This window comes from Rickettsiella endosymbiont of Dermanyssus gallinae, from assembly GCF_019285595.1.
Lineage (GTDB): Bacteria > Pseudomonadota > Gammaproteobacteria > Diplorickettsiales > Diplorickettsiaceae > Rickettsiella_B.
Map to the genome: position 1 here is coordinate 407,612 of NZ_CP079094.1, position 24,937 is coordinate 432,548.

Sequence of the window (24,937 nt, forward strand, 5' to 3'; positions counted from 1 at the left end):
ATAACCGTTTAATATGCTAACATATTGCCTGCTTTTTGACCTGTTGCCTAGATGAAGTCTAGGTAAATGGTTTACTTAGAAGCAAGATTAACAAATCATCTTTGTTTAAAATAGTTTCTTTGCTTGGATTAATAGTTCTGACGCCTTTACGCTCTAAGCCAAGTATAATCCCAGTTAACTGACTTTTTTCCATGGCTTCTTCGATCGTCAGCCCCACAAAAGGATGTGTTCTATCCAGTAAAAACGTTTTTAATTCAAAGTGATTAAAGAGCTCAAGCTCTTCTTGATAAATACCCGTTTGTAAAAGTTGGCTAAAGGCGTCAATTTGTTCGTCGTTACCTAAAATAAATAATTTATCATACAGACGAATTTTTTCTTGGTGTTTAGGCGCAAGTATCACTTTGCTACCGCGATAAAGCGCTATGACATGAATTCCAAATTGCTGATGTAGTGCTAATTCTTCAAGCGTTTTATTAATGAAGTAGTAATTACTGCTGATATCTGTCCCTTTTAGATTTATTCCCCAGGCTATTAATTCATCTTTTGATGTTTCTTGGTGGCTAGGCGTTTTAATATTGTCTAAAAATCTTTTTTCTAACCAAGGATAAAATTTTTGTAAGGGCTTATGCAGTACGCTAAACAGCAGGAAGGCAATAAGCGCTAAAAGAAATGTAATCGACCAAGTATGGAAATAAGTGACAGCCAGTGTTGTGATAACCGTAAAAGTAAATATCCACCCCATGGCGATAATGGGTTTTATCACGGCATGAGAGCGATACGGGAACATTTTATAGGCAAAAATCATCCCCCAAACAAAAGGTGAAGCTAGCAATAAAGCGATAAGACAACTGAGCGTATTCACCCAATAGGTGGTTGTTACCCATTCGCTAATTCGAGGGAAGATCCATTTTTCACTGAGTGTGAAAATGATGGCAACCATGACGGCATTAATTAATAACTTGGCAATATATTGGCTATAGATAGCGCGTTTCTTCTTCAACATTAAATAACGGTGAATTAATATCGCATAGTGACTTAAAAAGTTTTTAAACGAAGCCGGTAGTTTTTTTTCTAGCTGTTGGCTGACGGCAGCAGAGGCTTGAATCAGATAAGGTGTTGTAAAGGTGGTAACAGCAGAGACGGCGATGATGATAGGGAATAAGGTAGGTCGTGTGACGTTTAATGAGAGACCTAAGCCAGCAATAATAAAGGAAAACTCACCAATTTGCGCTATGCTAAATCCAGCGCGTACGGAGGTTGTTAAGCTTTGACCTGCGGTTAAAGCACCACTTGCGGTGGTTAAAACTTTAGCAAAAATGGTGACAGCAGAGATGAGTAATACAACCCACAGTTGATCAATAATGACAGCGGGATCGATAAGCATTCCCACTGAAATGAAAAACACAGCCGCAAAAATATCACGAATGGGCCGCATATATTGTTCGATGAACTGAATTAAATCTGTTTCTGCCAGAATAGAGCCCATAATAAACGCGCCTAATGCGCTAGAGTAACCAAAATAAGCCGCTATACAGACCAATAATAAGCAAAGGGCGACGGATACGATAGTCAATGTTTCTTGATTGGCGACATCAACTAATTTTCGGATTAGGGAAGGAATTAAAAAGTAACCGACTAAAAACCAACTTCCAACGACAATGAAGAGTTTAATCGCTGAATCCACCAGCGTTGCCGATAGTACAGCATGTGTACCGACGACAATAGAAAGACCGGCGAGCAATAAAATGGCCAGCAGATCTTCGACAATCAGTATGCCAAAGACGAGTTCTGCAAAGTGTTTACTTTTTAAGCCTAACTCTTCCATGGCTTTGATAATAATGGTCGTGGATGAGATGGAAAGGGCAGCGCCTAAAAAAATACAATCATAAATAGGCCAGCCTAGGAGTTTTCCTAGCCCTATACCAATAACCAGTACGAGCAGGACTTCAAATAAGCCCGTGATAATAGCCGGGCTTCCAACACGTTTGAGCTTGTGAAAGCTAAAATCTAAGCCCAAAGAAAACATCAAGAAGATAACGCCTAGCTCAGATAAGGTGTGCAAACTAGGAACGTCTGTGACTAAGTCATAAGGGGGTAAATGCGGACCTACAATAATGCCAGACAAAAGATAACCGAGTACCACCGGTTGTCTTATTTTTTGGAATAAAAGTGTAACCAAGCTGGCTACGCCCAATATAACGGCAAGGTCCTTGATGAGTGGCGCAAGTGGTTGCATGGATCTATTGTTAGTCAGCTTTGCTGATATATCAAGTCTTATTTGAATACCGGTTGTAAAAGTTATGTGGTCTCATAAATATAGAGTCTATATACTATTCGTTGTTTTTTTCATGACAGCGAGTGAACAACGCTTCAAAATAAATAAATAATATACTCATAGCAATTGGATTTTCGGCAAGGCGCCGCGAAAGTGAGCAACCGCAGTGTATGTGGGATACATGAGGATTGTGAACTGAGCGGGAACGCAGCCGAAAATTCTAGTGCGAAGAGTACACATAGGAATTTAATGATGATATCGAAGTCTTTGGTATTGCTGGGTTATGCTTCAGGAATTGCTGCAAATAATCCAGGTTGTGCTGATGGGCCATTACGACTTAAGGAAGGCGCTGTTGAAAAACAGTGGTTAGATAAAGGTTTAAAAAGTCATTGGCAAGCCATGTTGGTTCCTCAACATGACTCAAATCAAGATCGTTTAGCGCAGGTTGTTGAGCTCAACACGCAATTGGCAGGCCTTACACAGCGTTTAACAGAACAGGAACAAACATTTATAGTGGTAGGTGGTGATCATTCCTGTGCAATAGGCACGTGGAGTGGTGTTGCCGCTGAATTAAGTAGAAAAAATGCGGCCTTAGGATTGATCTGGATAGATGCGCATATGGATAGCCATACGTTTGAAACAACACCCAGTGGTAATATTCATGGTATGCCATTGGCGGCCTTGTTAGGCCATGGCGCATCGAACTTGACGCAGATTTTAGCATCAGCACCAAAATTAAAGCCAGAACATGTCAGTTTGATAGGTAGTCGTAGTTTTGAAAGTGGGGAAGCTGAACTGTTACGCCGTTTAGGTGTGCGTATTTATGAAATGCCAGAAATTAAAGAAAGAGGTCTAGCCGCTGTATTACAGGAAGCCATGGTACGTGCTAAGCAAGGCACAGCCGGTTTCGGTGTGAGCTTAGATCTGGATGCAGTTGATCCTGAAGATGCACCGGGTGTAGGTGTGCCAGAGCCGGATGGCATTAAAGGTAAGGATTTATGTCAAGCATTAACATTGTTACAACAGGAAAAACAATTACTCGGTATGGAAATTGTTGAATATAATCCGAATCTTGATAAAGATAGTAAGACTGAATTATTAATTAACAACATCGTGTTAAGTATTTTTGGAGATTAAATCCTTATGCCAAATGATGCAGCCCTTAATCCTGCGATATTGAATTCTACAGGAAATATAAAAGAAGAAGTCATCGATAGGGAAAAGCGTTATGGTGCGGCCAATTATGATCCCTTACCGGTGGTATTGAGCCGTGGTTTAGGTGCTGAACTGATAGATACTAACGGTAAGCGCTATATCGATATGATGAGCGCTTATTCTGCGGTCAGTCATGGTCATTGTCATCCACGTTTAGTCAGCAAGTTAACGGAACAAGCACAACGCTTAAGCGTTTGTTCGCGTGCTTTTTATAGCGATAAGCTGGGCGCTTTGTTACAACGCGTTTGCGAACTTAGCAAAATGGATTGCGCCTTACCGATGAATACCGGTGTTGAAGCCGTAGAAACTGCAATAAAAGCGGCTAGAAAATGGGCTTATACCGTTAAAAAAGTTCCTGCTGATCAAGCTGAAATTCTTGTTTGTAAGGGAAACTTTCATGGTCGTACCACCACCGTGGTGGGAGTGTCTTCAAAGCCACAATATAAACGAGGTTTTGGTCCTTTTACACCAGGGTTTAAAACCATAGCCTATGGTGATATAGAAGCCTTATCCGAGGCGATTACGCCGCATACGGCGGCTTTTTTAGTCGAGCCTATACAAGGAGAGCGGGGTATTGTCGTGCCGCCTACCGGTTATCTCAAACAAGCGGCTGAGTTGTGCCGGAAAAATAATGTTTTATTGATTCTCGATGAAATACAAACGGGTTTGGGTAGAACAGGTCGTTTTTTAGCTTGCGAACATGAGCAGGTTAAACCGGATGGTTTAATTTTAGGTAAGGCTTTAGGTGCTGGATTGTTGCCTGTTTCTTTGTTTTTAAGTAAGCGTGAGGTAATGGATGTTATGCACCCAGGTGATCATGGTAGTACCTTTGGTGGTAATCCATTAGCCGCTGCCGTTGCTTTAGAAGCGCTGGATGTATTATTTGATGAAAATCTTATTCAGCGTTCAGAAGAGTTGGGGGATTATTTACACCAGGAGCTGTTAAAAATAGAAACACCCTTTATTAAAGAGATTCGTGGTAAGGGTTTATTTATAGGCTTAGAGTTTGTTGAGGGAGTAAAAGGACGGGAAATTTGTTTGAAGTTACTCGAGGAAGGGTTATTAAGCTACGAGACGCATGAAACGGTTATCCGTTTAGCGCCGCCGTTAGTGATTACAAAAGAGCAGCTGGATAAAGCCTTGGGTATATTAAGAAAAGTATTGCTGAGTATGACTATTTAAAAACTCAGGGATCAGCCGTATTACTCACAGCAATGGGATTTTTGGCAAGGCGCCGCGAAAACGAAGCAGCCTTCGTTCCTAAAACATACATGAGGATTGCGAGTTGAGCGGCAACGCAGCCAAAAATTCAAGTGCGAAGAGTAAACATGGCCCATCCCGTTAGAAACATCTGTACGGCAATGGTCGTTAATATCATACCCATTAAACGTTCTAAGGCGGCGATGACTTTAGGGCCTAGTAGTTTTTGTAAGGGTGTGGCGGCTAGAAGCGTCAGCGTGGACACGATAGAGGCGAGTACCACCGCCATGAATAGGTGTCCCATTTGATTAGGAACTTGGCTGGCAAGCAAGATAACCGTGGTCATTGCAGAAGGGCCAGCTATAAATGGGATGGCCATGGGTACAATAAAGGGTTCCTCTGCCGGGGCTTCATCGGCTGTATAGCGGCTTGGGCTGGGGAATAACATTTTAATGGCGATAAGGAATAAAATAATTCCTCCAGCAATGCTTAAGGCTTCGTCGCTGATATTCAAACTGTGCAGAATTGTTTTTCCACAGAATAAAAAAAGTGTCAGGACGCCAAACGCAATGAGGCTCTCACGTAAAATAATTCGAGTACGCCGTTTGGCATCAACGTGTTTGAGTAAGGAAAGGAAAATGGGAATATTTCCCAATGGATCCATAACTAAATAAAGCGTGACGGCAGCAGAATAGATGTTCATTACGTTGGCGTTAATAAAAAATATATAATAGCAGTTTAGTGAGAATAGTTGTTGACATCTAGCCTTGACTTTCGCAAAATAGCCCCCTCAATTTTGTGGAGGGGTTCCCGAGTGGCCAAAGGGGACAGACTGTAAATCTGCTGGCTCAGCCTTCGAAGGTTCGAATCCTTCCCCCTCCACCAGAAATTTTAAAAGGTTCGAGTTTACGCAAAAAATTGGGTTTTGAGCGTAGCGCATAGGTCCTAGTATTCCTGGCCTAAGTGTTGTGCAAAAGACGGCTTTTTACGTAAGTTCGAGTACTCGCGGGTGTAGTTCAATGGTAGAACTTCAGCCTTCCAAGCTGATAGCGTGGGTTCGATTCCCATCACCCGCTCCACGTGAAGAAGATTTGTTATTATACAATCGGTCGCCCACATGGCTCAGTGGTAGAGCACTTCCTTGGTAAGGAAGAGGTCACCGGTTCGATCCCGGTTGTGGGCTCCAATTTAGGCCAGTAGTTCAACGGTAGAGCGTCGGTCTCCAAAACCGAAAGTTGGGGGTTCGAATCCCTCCTGGCCTGCCAGATAGAAAAGGTAAGATGAAGAACTCGAAATTAGAAAGCAAAGCATCGACAAAAGATGTTTTCCTATGGTTGGCAATAGGTCTAGGCCTAGCGCTGGCTATTGGCCTTAATTACCATTTCTCGCATCAGCCCCTTGCTATTCGGTTGATAGCTTGGATAATAGGCACGCTTATACTGGCAGCGCTTTTTTTTTATACAACGCAGGGACGGCGTCTGTGGTTATTTTCACAGGCCGCGCGTGCTGAGTTGCATAAGGTAGTTTGGCCGACTCGGCAAGAGACGGTGCGTACGACGCTTCTGGTCATGGTGATGGTCTTATTAGCGGGTTTGTTTTTGTGGGCAGTAGATAGTTTCTTATTGTGGCTTGTTGCGTTTTTAACTGGTTAGAAGAGGGTAGTTTACATTTATGGTAGAAAAAAAAACTGAGGTTGAACAAGATTCTTCCAGCCAGCCTGAAAAGTCATCGGAAGTCGTAGAAAACAACATGGCTCCTAATAAAATGCACTGGTACGTTGTACAGGCGCGTTCAGGTTATGAGCGTAAGGTATTAGTGGCGCTAAACGACCGTATCCAGCAGCAAGGGCTTACGCATAAATTTGGCCAGATTATCGTTCCTACTGAAGAAGTCGTGGAAATACGTCAGGGTCGTAAACGCAAGACAGCACGTAAATTCTATCCAGGCTATGTGTTAGTAGAAATGGAAATGGATGAAGATAGCTGGTATCTAGTGCAAAAAACGCCAGGCGTTATTAAATTTATTGGTGGTACGAGTGATAAGCCCGTATCACTGAGTCCAAAAGAAGTTGATAAAATTCTCCATCGCATGCAAGAAGGTGTGGATAGACCCAAACCTAAGGTCTTGTTTGAAGTGGGAGAAGTGGTACGGGTGGTCGATGGGCCTTTCGCTGATTTTGATGGCGAAGTTAAAGAGGTCAATTACGAGAAGAACCGCTTAAGTGTGGCGGTAGTCATCTTTGGTCGTTCTACGCCGGTTGAATTGGAATTTGGGCAAGTTAAAAAAGCTTAATGTAATTTAGATTTACCCCGGTAAATCTATCAAGGCCCCCCTCTTTAAATATAGAGGGGGACGGAAATATACTCATAGCCATGGGATTTTTGGCAAGGCGCCGCGAAAACGAAGCCACCGGAATGTATTCAACATACATGAGGATGGCGAGTTGAGTGGGAACGCAGACAAAAATTCAAGGGCGAAGAGTATTTGGGGAGCTTATTTCGATAAGCGCTAACTACCCGGAGATAAAAAATGGCAAAAAAAATTCAAGCCTATGTAAAGCTACAGGTTAAGGCTGGCGAAGCTAATCCTGCACCGCCTATTGGTCCTGCATTGGGTCAACAAGGGGTGAATATTATGGAGTTTTGCAAGGCGTTCAACGCACGCACGCAAAAAGATGAAAAAGGTATGCCTATGCCCGTTATTATCACTGTTTACAGTGATCGTAGCTTCACCTTTGTTATAAAAACCCCACCCGCCTCTTATCTAGTGCTTAAAGCAGTAGGTATTAGCAAGGGTAGTAGTACGCCGAATAAAGACAAAGTCGGTAAAATTACACGTAAGCAATTGGAAGAGATTGCGACGATTAAAATGCCTGATTTAACAGCAACCGATTTGGATGCAGCGGTTCGTACCATCGCAGGTACCGCGCGCAACATGGGCGTTGAAGTGGAAGGGGGAATATAAAATGACGACTAAACTGACTAAACGCCTCAAGCTGATCAAAGAAAAGCTTCCTCTTAATAAAACGTATTCTGTTTTAGAGGCGATTGCTTTACTCAAAGAAGTCTCTACGGTTAAGTTTAATGAAAGTGTAGATGTTAGTATTAATCTAGGTGTAGACCCGCGCAAATCGGACCAAGCGGTTCGTGGCGCTGTTGTATTACCGCACGGGATTGGTAAGACTACACGTGTTGCTGTTTTCGCTCAAGCAGCTAATGCAGATGCGGCAAAAGCAGCCGGTGCTGATATCGTTGGTTTTGAAGACCTCGCCGAGTCAATTAAGGTCGGTAATTTAGATTTTGACGTGTTGATTGCTACACCCGATGCAATGCGCTTTGTAGGACAATTAGGTCAAATATTAGGCCCTAGAGGCTTAATGCCTAACCCTAAGCTAGGTACCGTGACAACGGACGTGACCACTGCAGTAACGAATGCAAAGTCAGGTCAGGTGCAATACCGTGCCGATAAAGGCGGAATTGTGCACTGTACAATTGGTAAAATTAACTTTGAAGCACAGCAGCTACAGCAAAATTTAGATGCTTTACTGTCTGCCGTTAAAAAAGCAAAGCCAAGTACAGCTAAGGGTATCTTTTTAAGACGATTACATTTGTCTACCACCATGGGCCCTGGATTGTTAGTTAACCTTTCGTCGGTTACCGAAACAGCCTAGGATTTGAGTGGTTGGCGCTTGACTAACTCCTCTATTTGGTATAGAAGGGTTACCCCCTGTAAGGGCAGAACATTGACCTCTTAAATGCGGCAAACAAAGCACGAAACGCTGCATTTTAGGTCTAACACATTCGCAGAAGGTAGGTAAAAACCCTACTAACTGTCGAAGACCGTAGGTGTGATGATAAAAAAGTCCGTCATTGCGAGCCCGTCACCTTTAAAAGAAGGTGGCGGGCGTGGCAATCTAGGTTTTTTATCAATGCTTAATATTTCCTACGCAGACGGTGAACCGTATACGGCCACCTTAATTAAATTGCTGAGGTAACGCTAAAGCGGATGATAGACGACGCGTGCGCGCCACTCTAAAACCCGGCTTAGCGCCATTCAGAATGAGGAGAAACTAGAACGTGACACTAAGACTTGAAGATAAACAGGCCATTGTCGCGGAAGTCGGAGAAGTTGCAAAAAACGCGTTATCAGCAGTCACTGCTGAATATCGCGGATTGAGCGTGGGAGAGTTGAGTCAATTGCGAGTACAAGCGCGTAGCTCCGGTGTTTATTTGCGTGTTGTACGCAATACACTGGCACGACGTGCTTTGGAAGGAACAGACTTTGCGTGTCTTCAGGACACCTTAGTCGGTCCCTTGCTCTTAGCGTTTTCTCAACAAGAACCTGGTGCAGCAGCGCGACTTATTAAAACATTTGCAAAGCAGAACCAAAAATTGCTAGTCAAAGCATTAGCGTTTGATGGCCAACTGCTTCCTGCGAATGATATTGATAAGCTGGCTAGTTTACCGACACGTGATGAAGCGATTGCCACCTTAATGGCAGTTATGAAAGCGCCTATTACCAAGCTGGTTCGTACCTTGGCTGAACCACATGCCAAATTTGTACGTACCGTTGCTGCAGTACGCGATCAGCGTCAAGCGGCAGGGTAATTAAAAGGTTATAGAAGAAATATTTTATTTTTTGGAGTGAAGATTATGAGTACGGCCGTTAATTCGAAAGAAGATGTATTAAACGCGATTGCAAATATGAGCGTAATGGATATTGTTGATTTAATTAAGAGCATGGAAGAGAAGTTTGGTGTTTCTGCTGCCGCAGCGACTGTTGCTGTAGCGGCTCCTAGTGCGGGCGGAGCAGCTGCTGCTGCGGAAGAAAAAACTGAATTTAACGTAATTTTGACAGACGTTGGCGCTAATAAAATTAACGTTATTAAAGTAGTACGTACAGCAACCGCTTTAGGTTTAAAAGAAGCTAAAGACCTCGTTGAATCAGCACAACCGGTTGTTAAAGAAGGGCTTTCTAAAGCCGATGCAGAAACGCTTAAAAAACAGCTTGAAGAAGCTGGCGCTAAAGTTGAACTGAAATAAAGTCAACGCGTTTTAAATAGATTGGGTTTATTTAATAAAAGTGACTGCTCTGTCTTTATGACAGGGCAGTAGCTGGTATTTATTAAACCGATAAGATGCTCAAGTTTATGCTTGAGCATTCTTATGTTAGTACTTTTTTCAATGTAATTGTAATTCTGTTCTCTAAACTAGGTGAACTTTGATGGTAATTCGGACATCCCAAGCAACTGAGTCAATGGCTAAGCCTTATTCATTCACAGAAAAAAAACGTATTCGGAAAAATTTTGGTAAACAAGCCACGATTATGGAGGCGCCTTATCTTTTAGCGACCCAGATCGAGTCTTACCATCGTTTTTTACAAACAGATACCCCATCGGACGCTTTAGCAGAGTTTGGGTTGAATGCGGCTTTTAAATCCGTGTTTCCTATTTCTTCTTATTCAGGTGGTGAAGCGACCTTAGAATATATCAGCTACCGAATAGGGCAACCGCCTTTTGATGTTAAAGAATGTCAAGCACGCGGTCTAACCTATGGTGCTCCTTTGCGTGTCAAAATGCGCTTGATTATTTTTGATAAAGAAGCAGCGCCAGGCACCAACCGAATTAAAAATATTAAAGAACAAGAAGTCTACATGGGTGAATTACCCTTGATGACGGATACCGGTAGTTTTGTTATTAATGGAACTGACCGTGTGGTTGTTTCGCAATTACATCGCTCTCCCGGTGTATTTTTCGAACATGATAAAGGTAAAACACACTCATCTGGTAAATTGCTTTATGCGGCACGCATTATTCCTTACCGTGGTTCATGGTTAGACTTTGAATTTGATCCAAAAGATAACCTCTTTGTTCGTATTGACAGACGTCGTAAATTAGCGGCAACGATACTATTACGTGCCTTAGGGTTTACAACCGAAGAAATACTCGAATTATTTTTCACGAATAATACCTTCCATCTTAAAGGCGAGTCCGTTGTTTTGGACTTAGTGCCTGAGCGTCTACGCGGTGAAATCGCCACGTTTGATATTAAGGATGCAGCCGGTAAAGTTATTATAGAACAAGGTCGCCGTATTGCGGCACGACAAATTCGACTGTTAGAACAAGCAAAAATAAAACAATTAGAATTTACGACTGAATATTTGCTAGGTAAGACCTTAGCAAAACCGCTGATTGATCCGGAAACAGGTGAGATTTTATTTGAAGCGAATACGGAATTAACCGCTGACACCATTAAAAAAATGGCTGAATCCGATATCAAGACTATTGAAACACTCTTTACCAATGATTTAGATTCAGGCGCTTATATTTCCACGACTCTGCGCATTGATCCTAGCAATAGCCAACAAGAAGCGTTGGTAGAAATCTACCGTATGATGCGTCCGGGTGAGCCGCCAACCAAGGAAGCGGCAGAAGCTTTATTTAAAAATTTATTTTTTGTCCCTGATCGTTATGATTTATCCGCCGTAGGCCGAATGAAGTTTAATCGGCGCTTAGGACGTGAAGAAATTTTAGGATCCGGCACCTTAGCTAAAGAAGATATTGTTGATGTTTTAAAAGTCTTGATTGATATTCGTAATGGTAAAGGCGATGTCGATGATATTGACCATTTAGGCAATCGACGTGTGCGTAGTGTGGGTGAAATGGCCGAAAACCAGTTCCGTGTTGGCTTAGTACGTGTGGAACGGGCGGTTAGAGATCGCCTCAGTGTGGCAGAATCTGAAAACTTAATGCCACAAGATTTAATTAACGCTAAACCTATTTCTGCAGCGATAAAAGAATTTTTTGGTTCCAGTCAATTATCGCAGTTCATGGATCAAGTGAATCCACTTTCAGAAATTACCCATAAACGACGGGTTTCTGCACTTGGACCGGGCGGTTTAACCCGTGAACGTGCAGGCTTTGAAGTGCGAGACGTGCATCCAACCCATTATGGTCGTGTCTGTCCGATTGAAACACCGGAAGGACCTAATATTGGTTTGATTAACTCATTGGCGGTTTACGCACGAACAAACCATTATGGTTTTCTTGAAACGCCGTATCGAAAAGTTGAAAACAGTAAAGTAACCAAAGAAATCCAATATTTATCGGCGATTGAAGAAGGTAAATATGTTATTGCACAGGCTAATACACGCTTGGATAGCAATGGAAAACTAATCGATGATTTAATTCCTTCACGTCATCGCAATGAGTCCATGCTGACAACGGCGGATAAAGTCGATTATATGGATATTTCGCCGTCACAGGTTGTTTCCGTAGCGGCTTCCTTAATTCCGTTCTTAGAACATGACGATGCAAACCGTGCATTGATGGGCTCTAACATGCAACGTCAGGCAGTTCCTACTTTACGTACTGAGAAGCCTTTAGTTGGAACGGGGATGGAACGTAAAGTTGCGGTGGACTCCGGTGTTGTTGTAGTCGCAAAACGTAGTGGCTTTATTGATTCCGTTGATGCGGGTCGAATCGTTGTACGTGTAGATGATGAGGAAACAGTAGCGGGTACAGCCGGGGTTGATATCTATAACCTGACAAAATATACACGTTCTAATCAAAATACCTGTATTAACCAACGACCTTTAGTCAATAAAGGCGACAAGATTAAGAAAGGGGATGTCTTAGCGGATGGTCCTTCTACGGATCTCGGTGAGTTAGCATTAGGGCGCAATTTGTTAGTCGCGTTTATGCCTTGGAATGGATACAACTTCGAGGATTCTATTTTAATTTCAGAGCGTGTTGTTTCTGAAGATCGTTTTACGACGATTCATATTGAAGAACTGACCTGTATTGGACGAGATACTAAATTAGGCTCTGAAGAAATTACTTCGGATATTCCTAATGTCGGTGAAAGTGCGCTTTCTAAATTAGATGAGTCTGGGATTGTACATTTAGGTGCTTGGGTTGAAGGTGGCGATATTCTGGTTGGAAAAGTGACACCAAAAGGTGAAACACAATTAACGCCAGAAGAAAAACTATTACGCGCTATTTTTGGTGAAAAAGCTTCCGATGTAAAAGATAGTTCCTTGCGTGTGCCTTCCGGTATGCGAGGAACGGTTATAGACGTGCAAGTCTTTACACGTGATGGTTTGGAAAAAGATCAACGTGCTTTAAGTATCGAAGCCACGGCTTTAGAGAAAATTAAGAAAGACTTATACGATGAATTTAGAATTTTAGAAAATGATAGTTACCAACGTTTAGAAACATTATTAGTGGGTGCTGTTGCAAGTAGCGGCCCTAATAAGCTCAAATCGGGTAGCAAGGTAACGCTAGAATATTTAAATACACTGTCTAAAGATCAATGGTTTTCAGTTAGTTTGCGTGATGAAGCCGATAATCAGCAATTAGAAGCGGTTGCTAAGCAACTTGAAGCCGCTCGTTTAGCCTTAGACGAAAAGTTTGAAAGTAAACGTAAAAAATTAACCCAAGGCGATGATTTAGCGCCCGGGATTCTCAAAATCGTTAAGGTGTATTTGGCTATTAAGCGTTGTATCCAGCCAGGGGATAAAATGGCAGGTCGACATGGTAACAAAGGGGTTATTTCAACCATTATCCCTGTCGAAGATATGCCTTATATGGAAGATGGTACGCCGGTTGATATCGTGTTGAATCCATTAGGGGTTCCATCGCGTATGAACGTGGGACAAGTATTAGAGACCCATTTGGGTTGGGCAGCCAAGGGCTTAGGTTTAAAGATAGGCGGCATGTTAGATAGCAAGAAAAGCATGAAGGAAGTCAAAACCTTTTTGGGCTCTATCTATAACGATAATAAGCAAACCGCGCAAAAGGTTGATCTCGATGCCTTATCGAATGAAGAAGCGCTAGAGTTGGCGCAGAATTTGCGTAAAGGTGTGCCTATGGCGACCCCTGTTTTTGATGGTGTGACTGAAACGGAAATCAAACGCATGTTACGCTTAGCGGATCTACCCGAATCAGGCCAAACAGCGCTTTATGATGGTAGAACGGGTCAGCGTTTTGAACGTCCTGTGACGGTCGGTTATATGTATATGCTCAAGCTAAATCACTTAGTTGACGATAAAATGCATGCTCGATCAACGGGTTCTTATAGTTTAGTCACTCAACAGCCGTTGGGTGGTAAAGCACAGTTTGGTGGACAGCGATTTGGTGAAATGGAAGTGTGGGCTTTAGAGGCCTACGGTGCAGCTTACACTTTACAAGAAATGTTAACGGTGAAATCAGATGATGTCGCTGGTCGAACGAAGATGTATAAAAATATTGTTGATGGTGACCACCATATGGAAGCGGGTATGCCAGAATCGTTTAACGTATTAGTCAAGGAAATACGCTCCTTGGCAATTAATGCAGAATTAGAAACCAAAGATTAATCTGATGTGGAGTTATAACCTTGGCAACTAAACCAAAAGTGGACCCTATGAATAATGAAGTTGAAAGTGCTGCGACAGAATCAATAGCGGCGGATAAAGAAGTGTCTGCGCAAGAAGCTAAACAACCTTTGCCCCAAGAAAGCTTAGCAAGCATGGCAGAAGCGGTGCAGGCTACTGTCGCTGAAAAACCTTTAATGGCTGATTTATTAGGCATTTTAAAGCAAGAAGATTATCTGGATGAATTTGATAATATTCGTATTTCATTAGCTTCGCCTGAGATGATCCGTACCTGGTCTTATGGGGAAGTAAAAAAACCCGAGACTATCAATTATCGTACCTTTAAACCTGAAAGAGATGGTTTATTTTGTGCGAAAATTTTTGGACCTATCAAAGACTATGAATGCTTATGTGGTAAATATAAGCGACTAAAACATCGTGGCGTCATCTGTGAAAAATGTGGCGTTGAAGTGGCATTGACCAAAGTACGTCGTGAACGTATGGGTCACGTTGAATTAGCTAGTCCTGTTGCCCATATTTGGTTTTTAAAATCCTTGCCTTCACGTATTGGTCTTCTGCTCGATATGACCTTACGCGATATAGAACGCGTGTTGTATTTTGAAGCCTTTGTTGTGATTGAGCCTGGTATGACCATGTTACAACGAGGGCAGCTTTTAACGGATGAACAATACTTAGAAGCGATCGAAGAGCACGGCGATGAATTTGATGCGCGTATGGGTGCCGAAGCGATACAACAGTTGCTTATTACCTTAGAAATGGGCGAAGAAATTAATCGCTTACGTGAAGAAATTCCTAATACCAATTCAGAAACAAAATTAAAAAAATATGCGAAGCGCTTAAAGCTTTTAGAAGCCTTTGAACAATCAGGTAATAAGCCTGAGTGGATGGTTCTAACCGTATTACCGGTATTACCGCCTGATTTACGTCCTTTAGTGCCTTTAGATGGTGGACGTTTTGCAACCTCCGATTTAAATGATTTATATCGCCGTGTTATCAACCGTAATAACCGCTTAAAACGTTTACTTGATTTAAATGCGCCTGACATCATCGTACGTAATGAAAAGCGTATGTTACAAGAGTCGGTTGATGCCTTATTAGATAATGGTCGTCGCGGACGTGCGATTACCGGTAGTAATAAACGACCTTTAAAATCATTAGCGGATATGATTAAAGGTAAACAAGGTCGGTTTAGACAGAATTTATTAGGTAAACGAGTCGATTATTCTGGTCGTTCTGTCATCGTGGTAGGACCTACACTTAAATTACACCAGTGTGGTTTACCGAAGAAAATGGCTTTAGAGTTATTTAAGCCGTTTATTTTAAGCAAATTACAATTACATGATTTAGCGTCTACGATTAAAGCCGCTAAAAAAATGGTAGAAAACGAATCGCCCGAAGTTTGGGATATTTTAGAAGAAGTTATTCGTGAACACCCCGTATTATTAAACCGAGCACCTACACTGCATCGATTGGGTATTCAAGCGTTTGAACCTATTTTGATTGAAGGTAAGGCTATTCAGTTGCATCCTTTAGTTTGCACCGCCTATAACGCCGACTTTGACGGTGACCAAATGGCAGTACACGTACCATTAACCATCGAAGCGCAGTTAGAAGCACGTGCTTTAATGATGTCGACTAACAATATTTTATCGCCTGCTAATGGTGAACCTATTATTGTTCCTACACAGGATGTGGTATTAGGTCTTTATTATCTAACGCGCGATAGAATTAATGCCAAGGGTGAAGGTTTAGTTTGTGCTGATATAAACGCAGTACGCCAACTTTATGATACGGAACATGCTGATCTGCATGCCAAAATCAAAGTGCGTATTACCGAATTGCTATTTGATGAGCAAGGTAACAAACAAGAATCAACCAAACTGTTAGACAGTACCGTCGGTAGAGCTTTACTGCGTGAAGTCTTACCAGACGGACTACCGTTTTCTTTAATTAATAAAACCTTGAATAAAAAGGCTATTTTAAGCCTTATTAACGAATGCTATCGTCGTTTAGGCTTGAAGGCGACTGCGATATTTGCTGATAAGTTAATGTATACCGGTTTTAGCTACGCGACACGTGCGGGTATTTCTATAGGGATTGAAGATTTAATTATTCCTGAAAGTAAAGACGCAATTATTGCCGAAGCTGAAACTGAAGTAAAAGAAATTGAAGCACAGTATTCTTCAGGTTTGGTAACACAAGGTGAGCGTTATAACAAAGTAGTTGATATCTGGTCGCGTACCAATGACCAAGTCGCAAAAGCGATGATGGAAAAATTGGCGACCGAAGATGTCATGAATGCAGAAGGCAAGATGGTTGCACAAGAATCGTTTAATCCTGTGTACATGATGGCAGACTCAGGCGCGCGGGGTTCACCGGCGCAAATGCGTCAGTTAGCGGGTATGCGTGGATTAATGACCAAGCCAGATGGTAGTATTATTGAAACACCGATTACGGCTAACTTCCGCGAAGGTTTAGACGTATTACAGTACTTTATTTCCACACACGGTGCGCGTAAAGGTCTTGCCGATACAGCACTTAAAACCGCTAACTCCGGGTATTTAACCCGTAGGTTGGTGGACGTTGCACAAGATATGGTAGTGACGGAACTCGATTGTGGAGCGGAATTAGGTATTCTGATTACGCCCCACGTGGAAGGCGGCGAAATCATGGTGCCACTACGCGAACGTGTATTAGGTCGTGTATTAGCCGAAGATGTGAGCCTACCTGGTAGCGATGATATCGTGGTTAATAAAGGTACCTTGCTTGATGAACAGTGGGTTAACATTTTAGAAGAACGCGCTGTGGATCAAGTGAATGTACGCTCTCCAATTACTTGTGAAGCACGTTATGGTATTTGTGCGGCTTGTTATGGTCGAGACTTAGCACGTGGACACTTAGTTGTGATCGGGGAATCGGTGGGTGTTATTGCTGCACAGTCGATCGGTGAGCCAGGTACACAGTTAACCATGCGTACCTTCCATATCGGGGGTGCCGCTTCACAGGTCGCTTTAGCGAATCATATCCAAGTGAAATCCAAAGGCCGAATTAAGCTACACAATATTAAGTTAGTGAAGCATGCTGATGGCCATTTTGTAACGGTTTCACGCTCCGGTGAGCTAACGCTGTTAGATGCTCAAGGCCGTGAACGTGAGCGCTATAAACTACCTTATGGTGCGAGTATTAAGGTTTCTGATGGTACCGAAGTGGTGCCAGGCCAAGTCATCGCACAGTGGGATCCGCATACACATCCCGTTGTGACTGAAGTAGCCGGATATATTAAATTTATTGATTTGGTTGATGGTATTACCATGAATCGCCAAACCGATGAAGTGACTGGTTTAACTAGTATCGTGGTGATGGACTCTAAACAACGGGGTTCTGGTGGTAAAGAATTAAGACCGATGGTTCGATTGGCCGATAAAGAAGGTAATGATTTGTTTTTACCGGGTACACGCTTACCAGCGCATTACTTCTTGCCGATTAACGCTATTTTGAGCTTAGAAGATGGTGCGGCCGTGGGTGTCGGTGACATCGTGGCACGTATTCCGCAAGAAACATCTAAGACTCGAGATATTACCGGGGGTTTACCACGAGTAGCGGATCTCTTTGAAGCACGCAAACCAAAAGAACCGGCTATTTTGGCAGAGATTTCTGGAATTATTAGTTTTGGTAAAGAAACCAAGGGCAAACGCCGTTTGGTTATTACCGGCAATAGTGGCGAAGTCTTTGAGGCATTAATTCCAAAATGGCGTCATGTCACCGTTTTTGAAGGTGAACATGTTGAGCGTGGTGAAGTTGTGGCGGATGGTCCTTTAAATCCACATGACATCTTACGTCTTTTAGGGATTAATAAACTGTCCAATTATATTGTCAGTGAAGTACAAGAAGTTTACCGTCTACAAGGTGTTAAGATTAACGATAAACACATCGAAGTTATTGTTCGTCAAATGCTGCGTAAAGTGAACATTCTGGATTCTGGCGAAACGCGTTTCTTAAAAGGCGAGCAGCTTGAAGAGGCGCGCGTCAAAGAAGAAAACCGTAAGTTAATCGGCGAAGATAAGCTGCCTGCACGTTTTGAGTCAGTATTATTGGGGATTACTAAAGCCTCTTTGGCGACAGACTCGTTTATTTCAGCGGCTTCTTTCCAAGAAACCACACGTGTTTTAACTGAAGCTGCGGTGACAGGAAAACGTGATGATCTGAAAGGACTGAAAGAAAACGTGATTGTAGGACGTTTAATTCCAGCCGGTACAGGATTTGCCTATCATGCTGAATCACGACGTCAGCGAGCAGCTAATAGCTTAGCAAGAAAGCAAAAATTAGTGGCTCCGCAAGTGACAGCCAGTGATGCAGAGCAGGCATTGAGTCAGGCGTTATCTGAACCTAAAGACGAAGCAAAGTAATTTCTTGCTTCCTATTTAACGGTTACAAAGCTAACTAGAAAAATGCACCTTTTAGGTGCATTTTTTATTTCTAATTTTATTATTTTTTAATTAAATACCGTGATATTTATGTATGTAAGCCTGGAAAATAGGGGGGGTTAATATTCTATTAATAATATTCTGTTAATGTTATTAATGGGAAAATAAATAATTATGCTGAAAATTTAGGTGAAAACCGGGTGTGCTTATGTTAATCGAAAAAAAAGCTGTTGAAAATTTGGGACACCGAGGGGAATCGTATAAAGAAGGAATGTTGCTTTTAATAGAGCACTTGACGGCTAAAGACTGGAAGACAGGCACTAAATTTTCAGTCAGATTGGATTTAATAAAGAAAAGTATTGAAGCCATTTATACAGATTATGTGAAGCATCTTGATAAAGACGCTTCTTTTAATCAAAACAAAAAACACTTTGATAGCTTACTGGGAAAATATAACGATATTTTACTTCAGCATACAACGCTAAAAGATGCGTTTAAATCACTACTGCTCGCCGAGAGTTGTTCAGTCTGGAAAAAAGGGCGTGAAAATTTTGAAACCCCTGTATCACATATCTTATGGAAAGAAGAATCTGGAAACTTTAAAACCCCTGTGTTCCATGCATTAGTTCAGAGTGAAACACCTACTGTTGATGAAGAAAGTTCATTTCAAGAATACATTAAAATTAACAATGCACTACTACCGCCGCTTTGGTTTGAGCGCTTAGCTTTATGGCAACAGAATTTTATTAAAGCCAATTGGAAGGATCTCTGCGCTAAATCAATACCTTCCTCACTGCGCTCTGTTCCGGGCGTTGCTAATATGTCGCGGCATGATTTTTCCATTAATAATCAAGAAGCCTTAACGTATTTTCGGCATGCAACCCCTTTTCCTATTGATTTGCTGAAGCAGGCTTATGCTGAGCAAGAGGGTTTTCGCATAACCTGTTTAAATTTAGCCGCACAGATTAGATTGAGCCTGGATCAACAGCTTAATAAATCGAGTGGTGGTGAGAAGATTCGTGAGGTTGTTATTTTAACGCAGTCACTCGTGTCGCCTGGAACGGCAGCTACGTTAAAGAGTCGACATGCTTCAGACTCTAGTGATAACGATACAAAGATATATGAAATGAAAGAGAAAGCAGTTAAACGCTTTCAGGCCGCTCTAAGTGATCCGACTGAACCTGCAAACAAAACTTTTTTAGTAAAGTGGGGTTTGATGGTGCAGCGCGATGGAAGTTTGAAATATAAAGAGCATTCTTTTAGTAAAATTACTTTATTATCGACGAATCATCCACTCAATATATGGCGTCGTTTTGGTGTTCATCCTGAACAAACTAAAAATAATGACCGTAATACCGCGTTATTATTAGGTGCTGTAGGACGCTATTTATCAGCACGGCTTTCTGAAAAAGACGATTTATTAATAAAACTGAATGCGTGTGCAGAAGAGAAAAGTATATCAAGTGATAAAAAACAAGCGCTAATTGATACACTTGGAGTACTTTTAAGTGATGAAGGAAGCGCAAAGTTTGATAAAAATACGCTGCGTTTGTTTGATGCATTACAAACTTTATTATCAATTCCGTCTGGGCAAGGTAGTTTAGGGATTTTAGGGTTTTTAAGAATAGGTGATAAGCGTCATCGGCAATCCTTAGCGGCTGCTATGGAAGCGATTATTAGCAATTGCATAGGCGCTACATTTTGGGTGGCTTGTAAGAGTGGAAAGGATCGTACGGGTGGTGCATCGGCTGCTTATGATGCAGCAGCAATTTTTTATGAGTTATATGGAAGATTTCCTCGTTATGATGATACAGACTCTGACAGAACTGATTACTTAAAGATTTATAAAAACTTATTCGAATCAGGGCACCATCAACAAGTGGCTTCACAAAACGCTAAGGGCGCTGAAGGATTAGTTAGGCCAAAGTTATATTTTCCAGATGATATCAAATTAGATGCGCAACAGGTTCAGATGGAAACAGAGTTATCGCGCATCAATAAGCCTAAACCAAAGCTTAAAGGATTGACTGAGGTTTTTAATCATCAATCTTTAGAAAAAGAACTGCAGGACATGAAGCATAAAATAGAAAAGAAAGATAAAGGTGATGCGCATATACTGATTGATTGGCAACGCGGCTTGGAAAGTGAAAGTTATTTCATTTTAGGTAAAAGTATTAAGGAATTACGCAACGGAAAGCAATTTGAGGACGAAGAAGATTTAATGAGTTTTATTGAGATGGAATTGCTTAATAAGATCCAAGATAATAATTTAAAAGAGTATTATTTAGCGTTACTTCCTTTTGCTTTTCATCAAGGAGGTTTTTCACACGTATTTAGTACATTAGGGTTTAACTTCTCTAATGACGTGAGGCTTCATAGCGGTACTGTTTTCAAAAAGCCAGATTTTAAAATAAATTTTTCTCCTCTAGGGGATGGCGTTCAGGTTGAAGAAATCACCACCTGTACTGAGAAATTTAAACGGGAGCTTGATGGGGATCTTGAGGAAGTGCCGTTAGAAGAGGGGGGGTATCATTATCAAACGCATTCTTGTATTTCGGTTACGCTGAGCCCCGCTAAAAATAAGGGCCATGAAGTAGTGACTAGCGTTAATCATGTTGTCGTAGACTGTAAAGCGAAAGAATTGAAGCCCTATTTCTTCAAAAAAACAGGCTTGCTAGGGGTTTTAGTGGGATTTTTTGAGAGGGTTAAACACTTTTTTAAGAGCTTAGTAGCCCCTAAGGCGGCTAAAGAGGGATTCCTAGATGAAAATTGGCTAAATAGCCTTAATAAAAAGGCAGCTAAAGCGGAAAGTGCCACAGAGCAGGCCTCTAAGCCTGTGCAAGAACAAGAGGCGCTTAAGGATGGCCTCGATACGACGACGGCGCCTGAGGCAGATAGCAGGGCCTCTAAGCAGTCTATATCGCCACAGCAGGAGGTGTTTACCTTTGTTTCTATGCCCAGGCAGTCTGATTTGACGCGTGCGGCATCTTTTTCAGGCTTTCAGGCCTTCTTTCCGTCAAAGGTGGCTGATGGGGATTGCCCGTCTCAGCATGGCTCTAGTAGCCCTTGTTTGACGAGCTCAGAGGGCTCGTAAGCACATGATCTGTTGCCCAAGTACGTTTTTTTGCGGCTTTAATTCTTTTTCTAGACTGGCGTCTTAGAAGAAGAAAAAGCACTGAATTTTAGTGAAAAATAACAAGAAAAAATGAGCTCTATACTTGACATCTTAGAGCGGTCTCTTTACAATCCCGCCCCTCTTCGTTCAACGAAGAAGGATTTTATTGCGCTAAAAGTTAATGTTGAAAAGCCCTTAACATCAGCTGCATTTTAATTATTTTAAGCCACATTTTGAGTAGATTTTGAATGGCCACAATTAATCAGTTAGTCCGAAAGCCACGTGTACAAAGACGTGCAAAATCGATGGTTCCTGCTTTAGCGCAATGTCCGCAAAAGCGAGGGGTCTGTACACGTGTATATACCGTGACACCTAAAAAGCCAAACTCGGCTTTACGTAAGGTGGCTCGGGTGCGTTTGACCAATGGTATGGAAGTAACTACCTATATCGGTGGTGAAGGCCATAACCTGCAAGAGCACTCGGTGATTCTCATGCGTGGTGGCCGGGTAAAAGACTTACCTGGTGTTCGATATCACGTAGTCCGTGGGGCTTTAGATACCTCCGGCGTTGCAAACCGTAAGCAAGGGCGTTCGAAGTACGGTGCTAAACGGCCCAAAGATAAATAAATGTAATTAGGTAGGAATTAGAGTTATGCCAAGAAGACGTGTTGCCGCTAAAAGAGAAATACTTGCTGACCCCAAGTTCAATAGTGAACTGCTCAGTAAATTTATTAATTCCATCATGAAAAATGGAAAAAAGGCCGTCGCTGAAAAGATTGTTTATGGCGCGTTAGAGCGGTTAGATGAACGTCTAAAATACAAGTCTAAAAGGGTAGAAGAAGCAGGTGCCTCCGCTGAAGGTGCTAAAAAAGAAATTGATCCCGGTTTATTGCTCGATATTTTCGATCAGGCTTTAGATAACATACGGCCTAATGTTGAAGTAAGAGCAAGACGAGTAGGTGGTTCGACTTATCAGATTCCCGTCGAAGTACGTCCTTCTCGCAAAACAGCATTGGCAATGCGTTGGCTTAAGACAGCCGCAGGACAACGCAGTGAAAAAACGATGGCACAGCGCCTCGCGGCCGAAATTTTAGATGCCTATGACAACAAAGGCATCGCTGTTAAAAAACGTGAAGATACCCACCGTATGGCAAAAGCAAATCAGGCTTTTGCACATTTCCGGTGGAGCTAATTTTAAAAATATTTAAAAGGTACTGAGAGTGGACCGACAAACGCCTATAGAACGCTATCGAAATATTGGGATTATTGCCCATATCGATGCCGGAAAAACAACGACAACTGAACGGATTTTATTTTATACCGGTGAATCACACAAAATAGGTGAGGTTCATGAAGGTACTGCCGTTATGGATTGGATGGCGCAAGAACAGGAACGTGGTATCACCATTACCTCTGCAGCAACCACTTGCTTTTGGAAGGGGATGGCGAATCAATATCCTGAGCCGTATCGAATTAATATCATTGATACGCCAGGCCACGTTGATTTTACGATTGAGGTAGAACGTTCTTTACGTGTGTTGGACGGTGCTTGTGTTGTTTTTTGTGCGGTAGGTGGGGTTCAGCCACAATCTGAAACCGTTTGGCGTCAGGCAAACAAGTATCAAGTGCCACGTCTTGCTTTTGTGAACAAAATGGATAGAGCAGGCGCTGATTTTCTTCGTGTTGTGGAACAAATTAAAGCGCGTTTAGGCGGACAGCCAGTGCCTATTCACTTACCGATTGGTGCAGAAGATAAATTTGAAGGTGTTACTGACCTCATCCAGATGAAAGCAATTTATTGGGATGAGAAAAATCAGGGTATGACCTTTGAGTACCGCGATATTCCTGCTGAATTACAGGCTGAAGCGAAAAAGTGGCATGACAATCTTGTAGAGTCGGCCGCAGAGGCTTCTGAAGAGATGACCGAGCGTTATCTAGAAGGTGGACAATTTAGTCCTGAAGAGCTTAAGAAATCCGTTCGTACCTTAACGTTGGGAAATAAGATTGTTCCCGTATTATGTGGTTCAGCCTTTAAGAATAAAGGTGTTCAGGCGATGTTAGATGGTGTTATCGAATACTTGCCTGCGCCAAATGATGTGCCACCTATTAAGGGTGTGTTGGATGATAAAGATCAAACCGTAGCGGATAGGCCCTCGACGGATGAGGCTCCTTTTGCTGCACTTGCTTTTAAAGTGGCGACCGATCCTTTTGTTGGCTCGCTGGTTTATTTTAGGGTTTATTCTGGTGTTGTGAACAGTGGTGATACGCTTTATAACGCGGTTAAAGGCAAAAAAGAACGTATTGGTCGTATTGTACAAATGCATGCTAATAGCCGTGAAGAAATAAAACAGGTTCGAGCGGGTGATATTGCTGCTGCCATAGGGCTTAAGTATGCAACAACCGGTGATACCTTATGCGCTACGGATAACATCATTACTTTGGAACGCATGGAGTTTCCTGAGCCAGTTATTTCGGTTGCGGTAGAGCCAAAAACGAAAGCAGATCAAGAAAAAATGGGTATCGCGCTAGGAAAATTAGCGCAAGAAGATCCTTCTTTTCGTGTACGTGTGGATGAAGAATCCGGCCAAACTATTATTTCAGGTATGGGTGAGCTTCATTTAGATATTATTGTTGACCGTATGAAACGCGAATTCAGTGTAGAAGCGAATGTCGGTAAACCGCAGGTAGCTTACCGTGAAACGATTCGTAAAGCGGTTGAACAAGAAGGTAAGTTTGTTAGACAAAGTGGTGGTCGTGGTCAATTCGGACATGTCTGGATCAAGTTAGCCCCACTAGAAGCAGGAAAAGGTTATGAGTTTGAGAATGCTATTGTCGGGGGTGTTATTCCTAAGGAATATATTCCTGCCGTAGATAAAGGGATTAAAGAACAATTAGCAAATGGTGTCATCGCTGGCTATCCGGTTGTTGATGTTAAAGTAACACTTTTTGATGGTTCTTATCACGATGTAGACTCCAATGAAATGGCATTTAAGATTGCTGGCTCGATGGCGTTTAAAGAAGGTGCACGTAAAGCAAGTCCTGTATTGCTAGAACCCATTATGCGGGTTGAAGTGATTACACCTGAAGAGAATATGGGTGATGTCAACGGTGATTTAAGCCGTAGACGTGGAATTTTGCTTGGCCAAGAAGATTTGCCAGCGGGTGGTGGTAAGATAATACATGCTGAGGTGCCCCTTTCAGAAATGTTTGGTTATGCAACAGCTTTACGTTCTGCTACGAAAGGACGTGCAACCTATACGATGGAGTTTGCTAAGTATAATGAAGCACCAGCGAATGTTGCAGACGGTATTATTCGTAAAAAAGATAGTTAGTT

At 42.2% G+C, this 24,937-nt stretch carries 16 protein-coding genes and 4 tRNA genes; 18 read left to right on the forward strand and 2 right to left on the reverse strand.

What is annotated here, in order from left to right; genetic code table 11:
- Positions 1 to 58: 58 nt before the first annotated feature.
- Positions 59 to 2,236: a cation:proton antiporter gene (locus KX723_RS01995; RefSeq protein ID WP_218814438.1), complete on the reverse strand. Its 2,178-nt coding sequence runs from the start codon at positions 2,234 to 2,236 to the stop codon at positions 59 to 61.
- Positions 2,237 to 2,524: 288 nt separating this feature from the next.
- On the opposite strand from KX723_RS01995, the gene KX723_RS02000 reads away from it, so the two are divergent.
- Positions 2,525 to 3,412, forward strand: coding sequence for an arginase (locus KX723_RS02000; protein ID WP_218814439.1), 888 nt, complete (start codon positions 2,525 to 2,527; stop codon positions 3,410 to 3,412).
- 6 nt (positions 3,413 to 3,418) lie between these two features.
- Positions 3,419 to 4,672, forward strand: coding sequence for an ornithine--oxo-acid transaminase (gene rocD / locus KX723_RS02005; protein ID WP_218814440.1), 1,254 nt, complete (start codon positions 3,419 to 3,421; stop codon positions 4,670 to 4,672).
- Between the two features lie 127 nt (positions 4,673 to 4,799).
- On the opposite strand, the gene KX723_RS02010 is transcribed toward rocD, so the two are convergent.
- Positions 4,800 to 5,393: a YhgN family NAAT transporter gene (locus KX723_RS02010; protein WP_218814441.1), complete on the reverse strand. Its 594-nt coding sequence runs from the start codon at positions 5,391 to 5,393 to the stop codon at positions 4,800 to 4,802.
- 97 nt (positions 5,394 to 5,490) lie between these two features.
- On the opposite strand from KX723_RS02010, the gene KX723_RS02015 reads away from it, so the two are divergent.
- The 16 genes from KX723_RS02015 to fusA all read left to right on the forward strand — a co-directional run bounded on the left by KX723_RS02015 (position 5,491) and on the right by fusA (position 24,935).
- A tRNA-Tyr gene (locus tag KX723_RS02015) sits at positions 5,491 to 5,575 on the forward strand.
- 120 nt (positions 5,576 to 5,695) lie between these two features.
- Positions 5,696 to 5,769 (forward strand) — tRNA-Gly (locus KX723_RS02020).
- A gap of 32 nt (positions 5,770 to 5,801) precedes the next feature.
- A tRNA-Thr gene (locus KX723_RS02025) sits at positions 5,802 to 5,876 on the forward strand.
- A gap of 4 nt (positions 5,877 to 5,880) precedes the next feature.
- Positions 5,881 to 5,955: transfer RNA gene (locus KX723_RS02030), tRNA-Trp, on the forward strand.
- A 15-nt stretch (positions 5,956 to 5,970) separates the two neighbouring features.
- The gene (secE, locus tag KX723_RS02035; protein WP_218814442.1) at positions 5,971 to 6,342 is read left to right on the forward strand and encodes a preprotein translocase subunit SecE; all 372 of its coding nucleotides are present in this window, start codon (positions 5,971 to 5,973) and stop codon (positions 6,340 to 6,342) included.
- Between the two features lie 97 nt (positions 6,343 to 6,439).
- Positions 6,440 to 6,982: a transcription termination/antitermination protein NusG gene (nusG, locus tag KX723_RS02040; RefSeq protein ID WP_246562486.1), complete on the forward strand. Its 543-nt coding sequence runs from the start codon at positions 6,440 to 6,442 to the stop codon at positions 6,980 to 6,982.
- A gap of 237 nt (positions 6,983 to 7,219) precedes the next feature.
- A complete protein-coding gene (gene rplK / locus KX723_RS02045; protein WP_218814444.1) occupies positions 7,220 to 7,654 on the forward strand; it encodes a 50S ribosomal protein L11 in 435 nt (144 codons plus the stop codon).
- A gap of 1 nt (position 7,655) precedes the next feature.
- On the forward strand, positions 7,656 to 8,360 hold the full coding sequence (gene rplA / locus KX723_RS02050) for a 50S ribosomal protein L1 (RefSeq protein WP_218814445.1): 705 nt from the start codon (positions 7,656 to 7,658) through the stop codon (positions 8,358 to 8,360).
- Between the two features lie 406 nt (positions 8,361 to 8,766).
- Positions 8,767 to 9,297, forward strand: coding sequence for a 50S ribosomal protein L10 (gene rplJ, locus KX723_RS02055; RefSeq protein WP_218814446.1), 531 nt, complete (start codon positions 8,767 to 8,769; stop codon positions 9,295 to 9,297).
- A 45-nt stretch (positions 9,298 to 9,342) separates the two neighbouring features.
- A complete protein-coding gene (gene rplL / locus KX723_RS02060; protein WP_218814447.1) occupies positions 9,343 to 9,732 on the forward strand; it encodes a 50S ribosomal protein L7/L12 in 390 nt (129 codons plus the stop codon).
- A gap of 181 nt (positions 9,733 to 9,913) precedes the next feature.
- Entirely contained in the window at positions 9,914 to 14,047 is a 4,134-nt protein-coding gene (rpoB, locus tag KX723_RS02065; protein ID WP_218814932.1) for a DNA-directed RNA polymerase subunit beta, read from the forward strand.
- 194 nt (positions 14,048 to 14,241) lie between these two features.
- Positions 14,242 to 18,471, forward strand: coding sequence for a DNA-directed RNA polymerase subunit beta' (rpoC, locus tag KX723_RS02070; RefSeq protein ID WP_218814933.1), 4,230 nt, complete (start codon positions 14,242 to 14,244; stop codon positions 18,469 to 18,471).
- A gap of 226 nt (positions 18,472 to 18,697) precedes the next feature.
- Complete coding sequence (locus tag KX723_RS02075; RefSeq protein WP_218814448.1) at positions 18,698 to 21,583, forward strand: hypothetical protein; 2,886 nt, start codon at positions 18,698 to 18,700, stop codon at positions 21,581 to 21,583.
- Between the two features lie 269 nt (positions 21,584 to 21,852).
- A complete protein-coding gene (gene rpsL, locus KX723_RS02080) occupies positions 21,853 to 22,230 on the forward strand; it encodes a 30S ribosomal protein S12 (protein ID WP_126323079.1) in 378 nt (125 codons plus the stop codon).
- A gap of 25 nt (positions 22,231 to 22,255) precedes the next feature.
- On the forward strand, positions 22,256 to 22,795 hold the full coding sequence (gene rpsG, locus KX723_RS02085) for a 30S ribosomal protein S7 (protein WP_218814449.1): 540 nt from the start codon (positions 22,256 to 22,258) through the stop codon (positions 22,793 to 22,795).
- Between the two features lie 22 nt (positions 22,796 to 22,817).
- On the forward strand, positions 22,818 to 24,935 hold the full coding sequence (gene fusA, locus KX723_RS02090) for an elongation factor G (RefSeq protein ID WP_425516597.1): 2,118 nt from the start codon (positions 22,818 to 22,820) through the stop codon (positions 24,933 to 24,935).
- The last annotated feature ends 2 nt before the right edge of the window (positions 24,936 to 24,937 follow it).

Coding starts and splice junctions, on each gene's coding strand:
- rpoB (WP_218814932.1), top strand. CDS start 9,914: ATGGTAATTCGGACATCCCAAGCAACTGAGTCAATGGCTAAGCCTTAT.
- secE (WP_218814442.1), top strand. CDS start 5,971: ATGAAGAACTCGAAATTAGAAAGCAAAGCATCGACAAAAGATGTTTTC.
- KX723_RS01995 (WP_218814438.1), bottom strand. CDS start 2,236: ATGCAACCACTTGCGCCACTCATCAAGGACCTTGCCGTTATATTGGGC.
- rocD (WP_218814440.1), top strand. CDS start 3,419: ATGCCAAATGATGCAGCCCTTAATCCTGCGATATTGAATTCTACAGGA.
- rpoC (WP_218814933.1), top strand. CDS start 14,242: ATGGCTGATTTATTAGGCATTTTAAAGCAAGAAGATTATCTGGATGAA.
- rplA (WP_218814445.1), top strand. CDS start 7,656: ATGACGACTAAACTGACTAAACGCCTCAAGCTGATCAAAGAAAAGCTT.
- rplK (WP_218814444.1), top strand. CDS start 7,220: ATGGCAAAAAAAATTCAAGCCTATGTAAAGCTACAGGTTAAGGCTGGC.
- nusG (WP_246562486.1), top strand. CDS start 6,440: ATGGCTCCTAATAAAATGCACTGGTACGTTGTACAGGCGCGTTCAGGT.
- rpsL (WP_126323079.1), top strand. CDS start 21,853: ATGGCCACAATTAATCAGTTAGTCCGAAAGCCACGTGTACAAAGACGT.
- KX723_RS02010 (WP_218814441.1), bottom strand. CDS start 5,393: ATGAACATCTATTCTGCTGCCGTCACGCTTTATTTAGTTATGGATCCA.
- rplL (WP_218814447.1), top strand. CDS start 9,343: ATGAGTACGGCCGTTAATTCGAAAGAAGATGTATTAAACGCGATTGCA.
- KX723_RS02075 (WP_218814448.1), top strand. CDS start 18,698: ATGTTAATCGAAAAAAAAGCTGTTGAAAATTTGGGACACCGAGGGGAA.
- rpsG (WP_218814449.1), top strand. CDS start 22,256: ATGCCAAGAAGACGTGTTGCCGCTAAAAGAGAAATACTTGCTGACCCC.
- KX723_RS02000 (WP_218814439.1), top strand. CDS start 2,525: ATGATGATATCGAAGTCTTTGGTATTGCTGGGTTATGCTTCAGGAATT.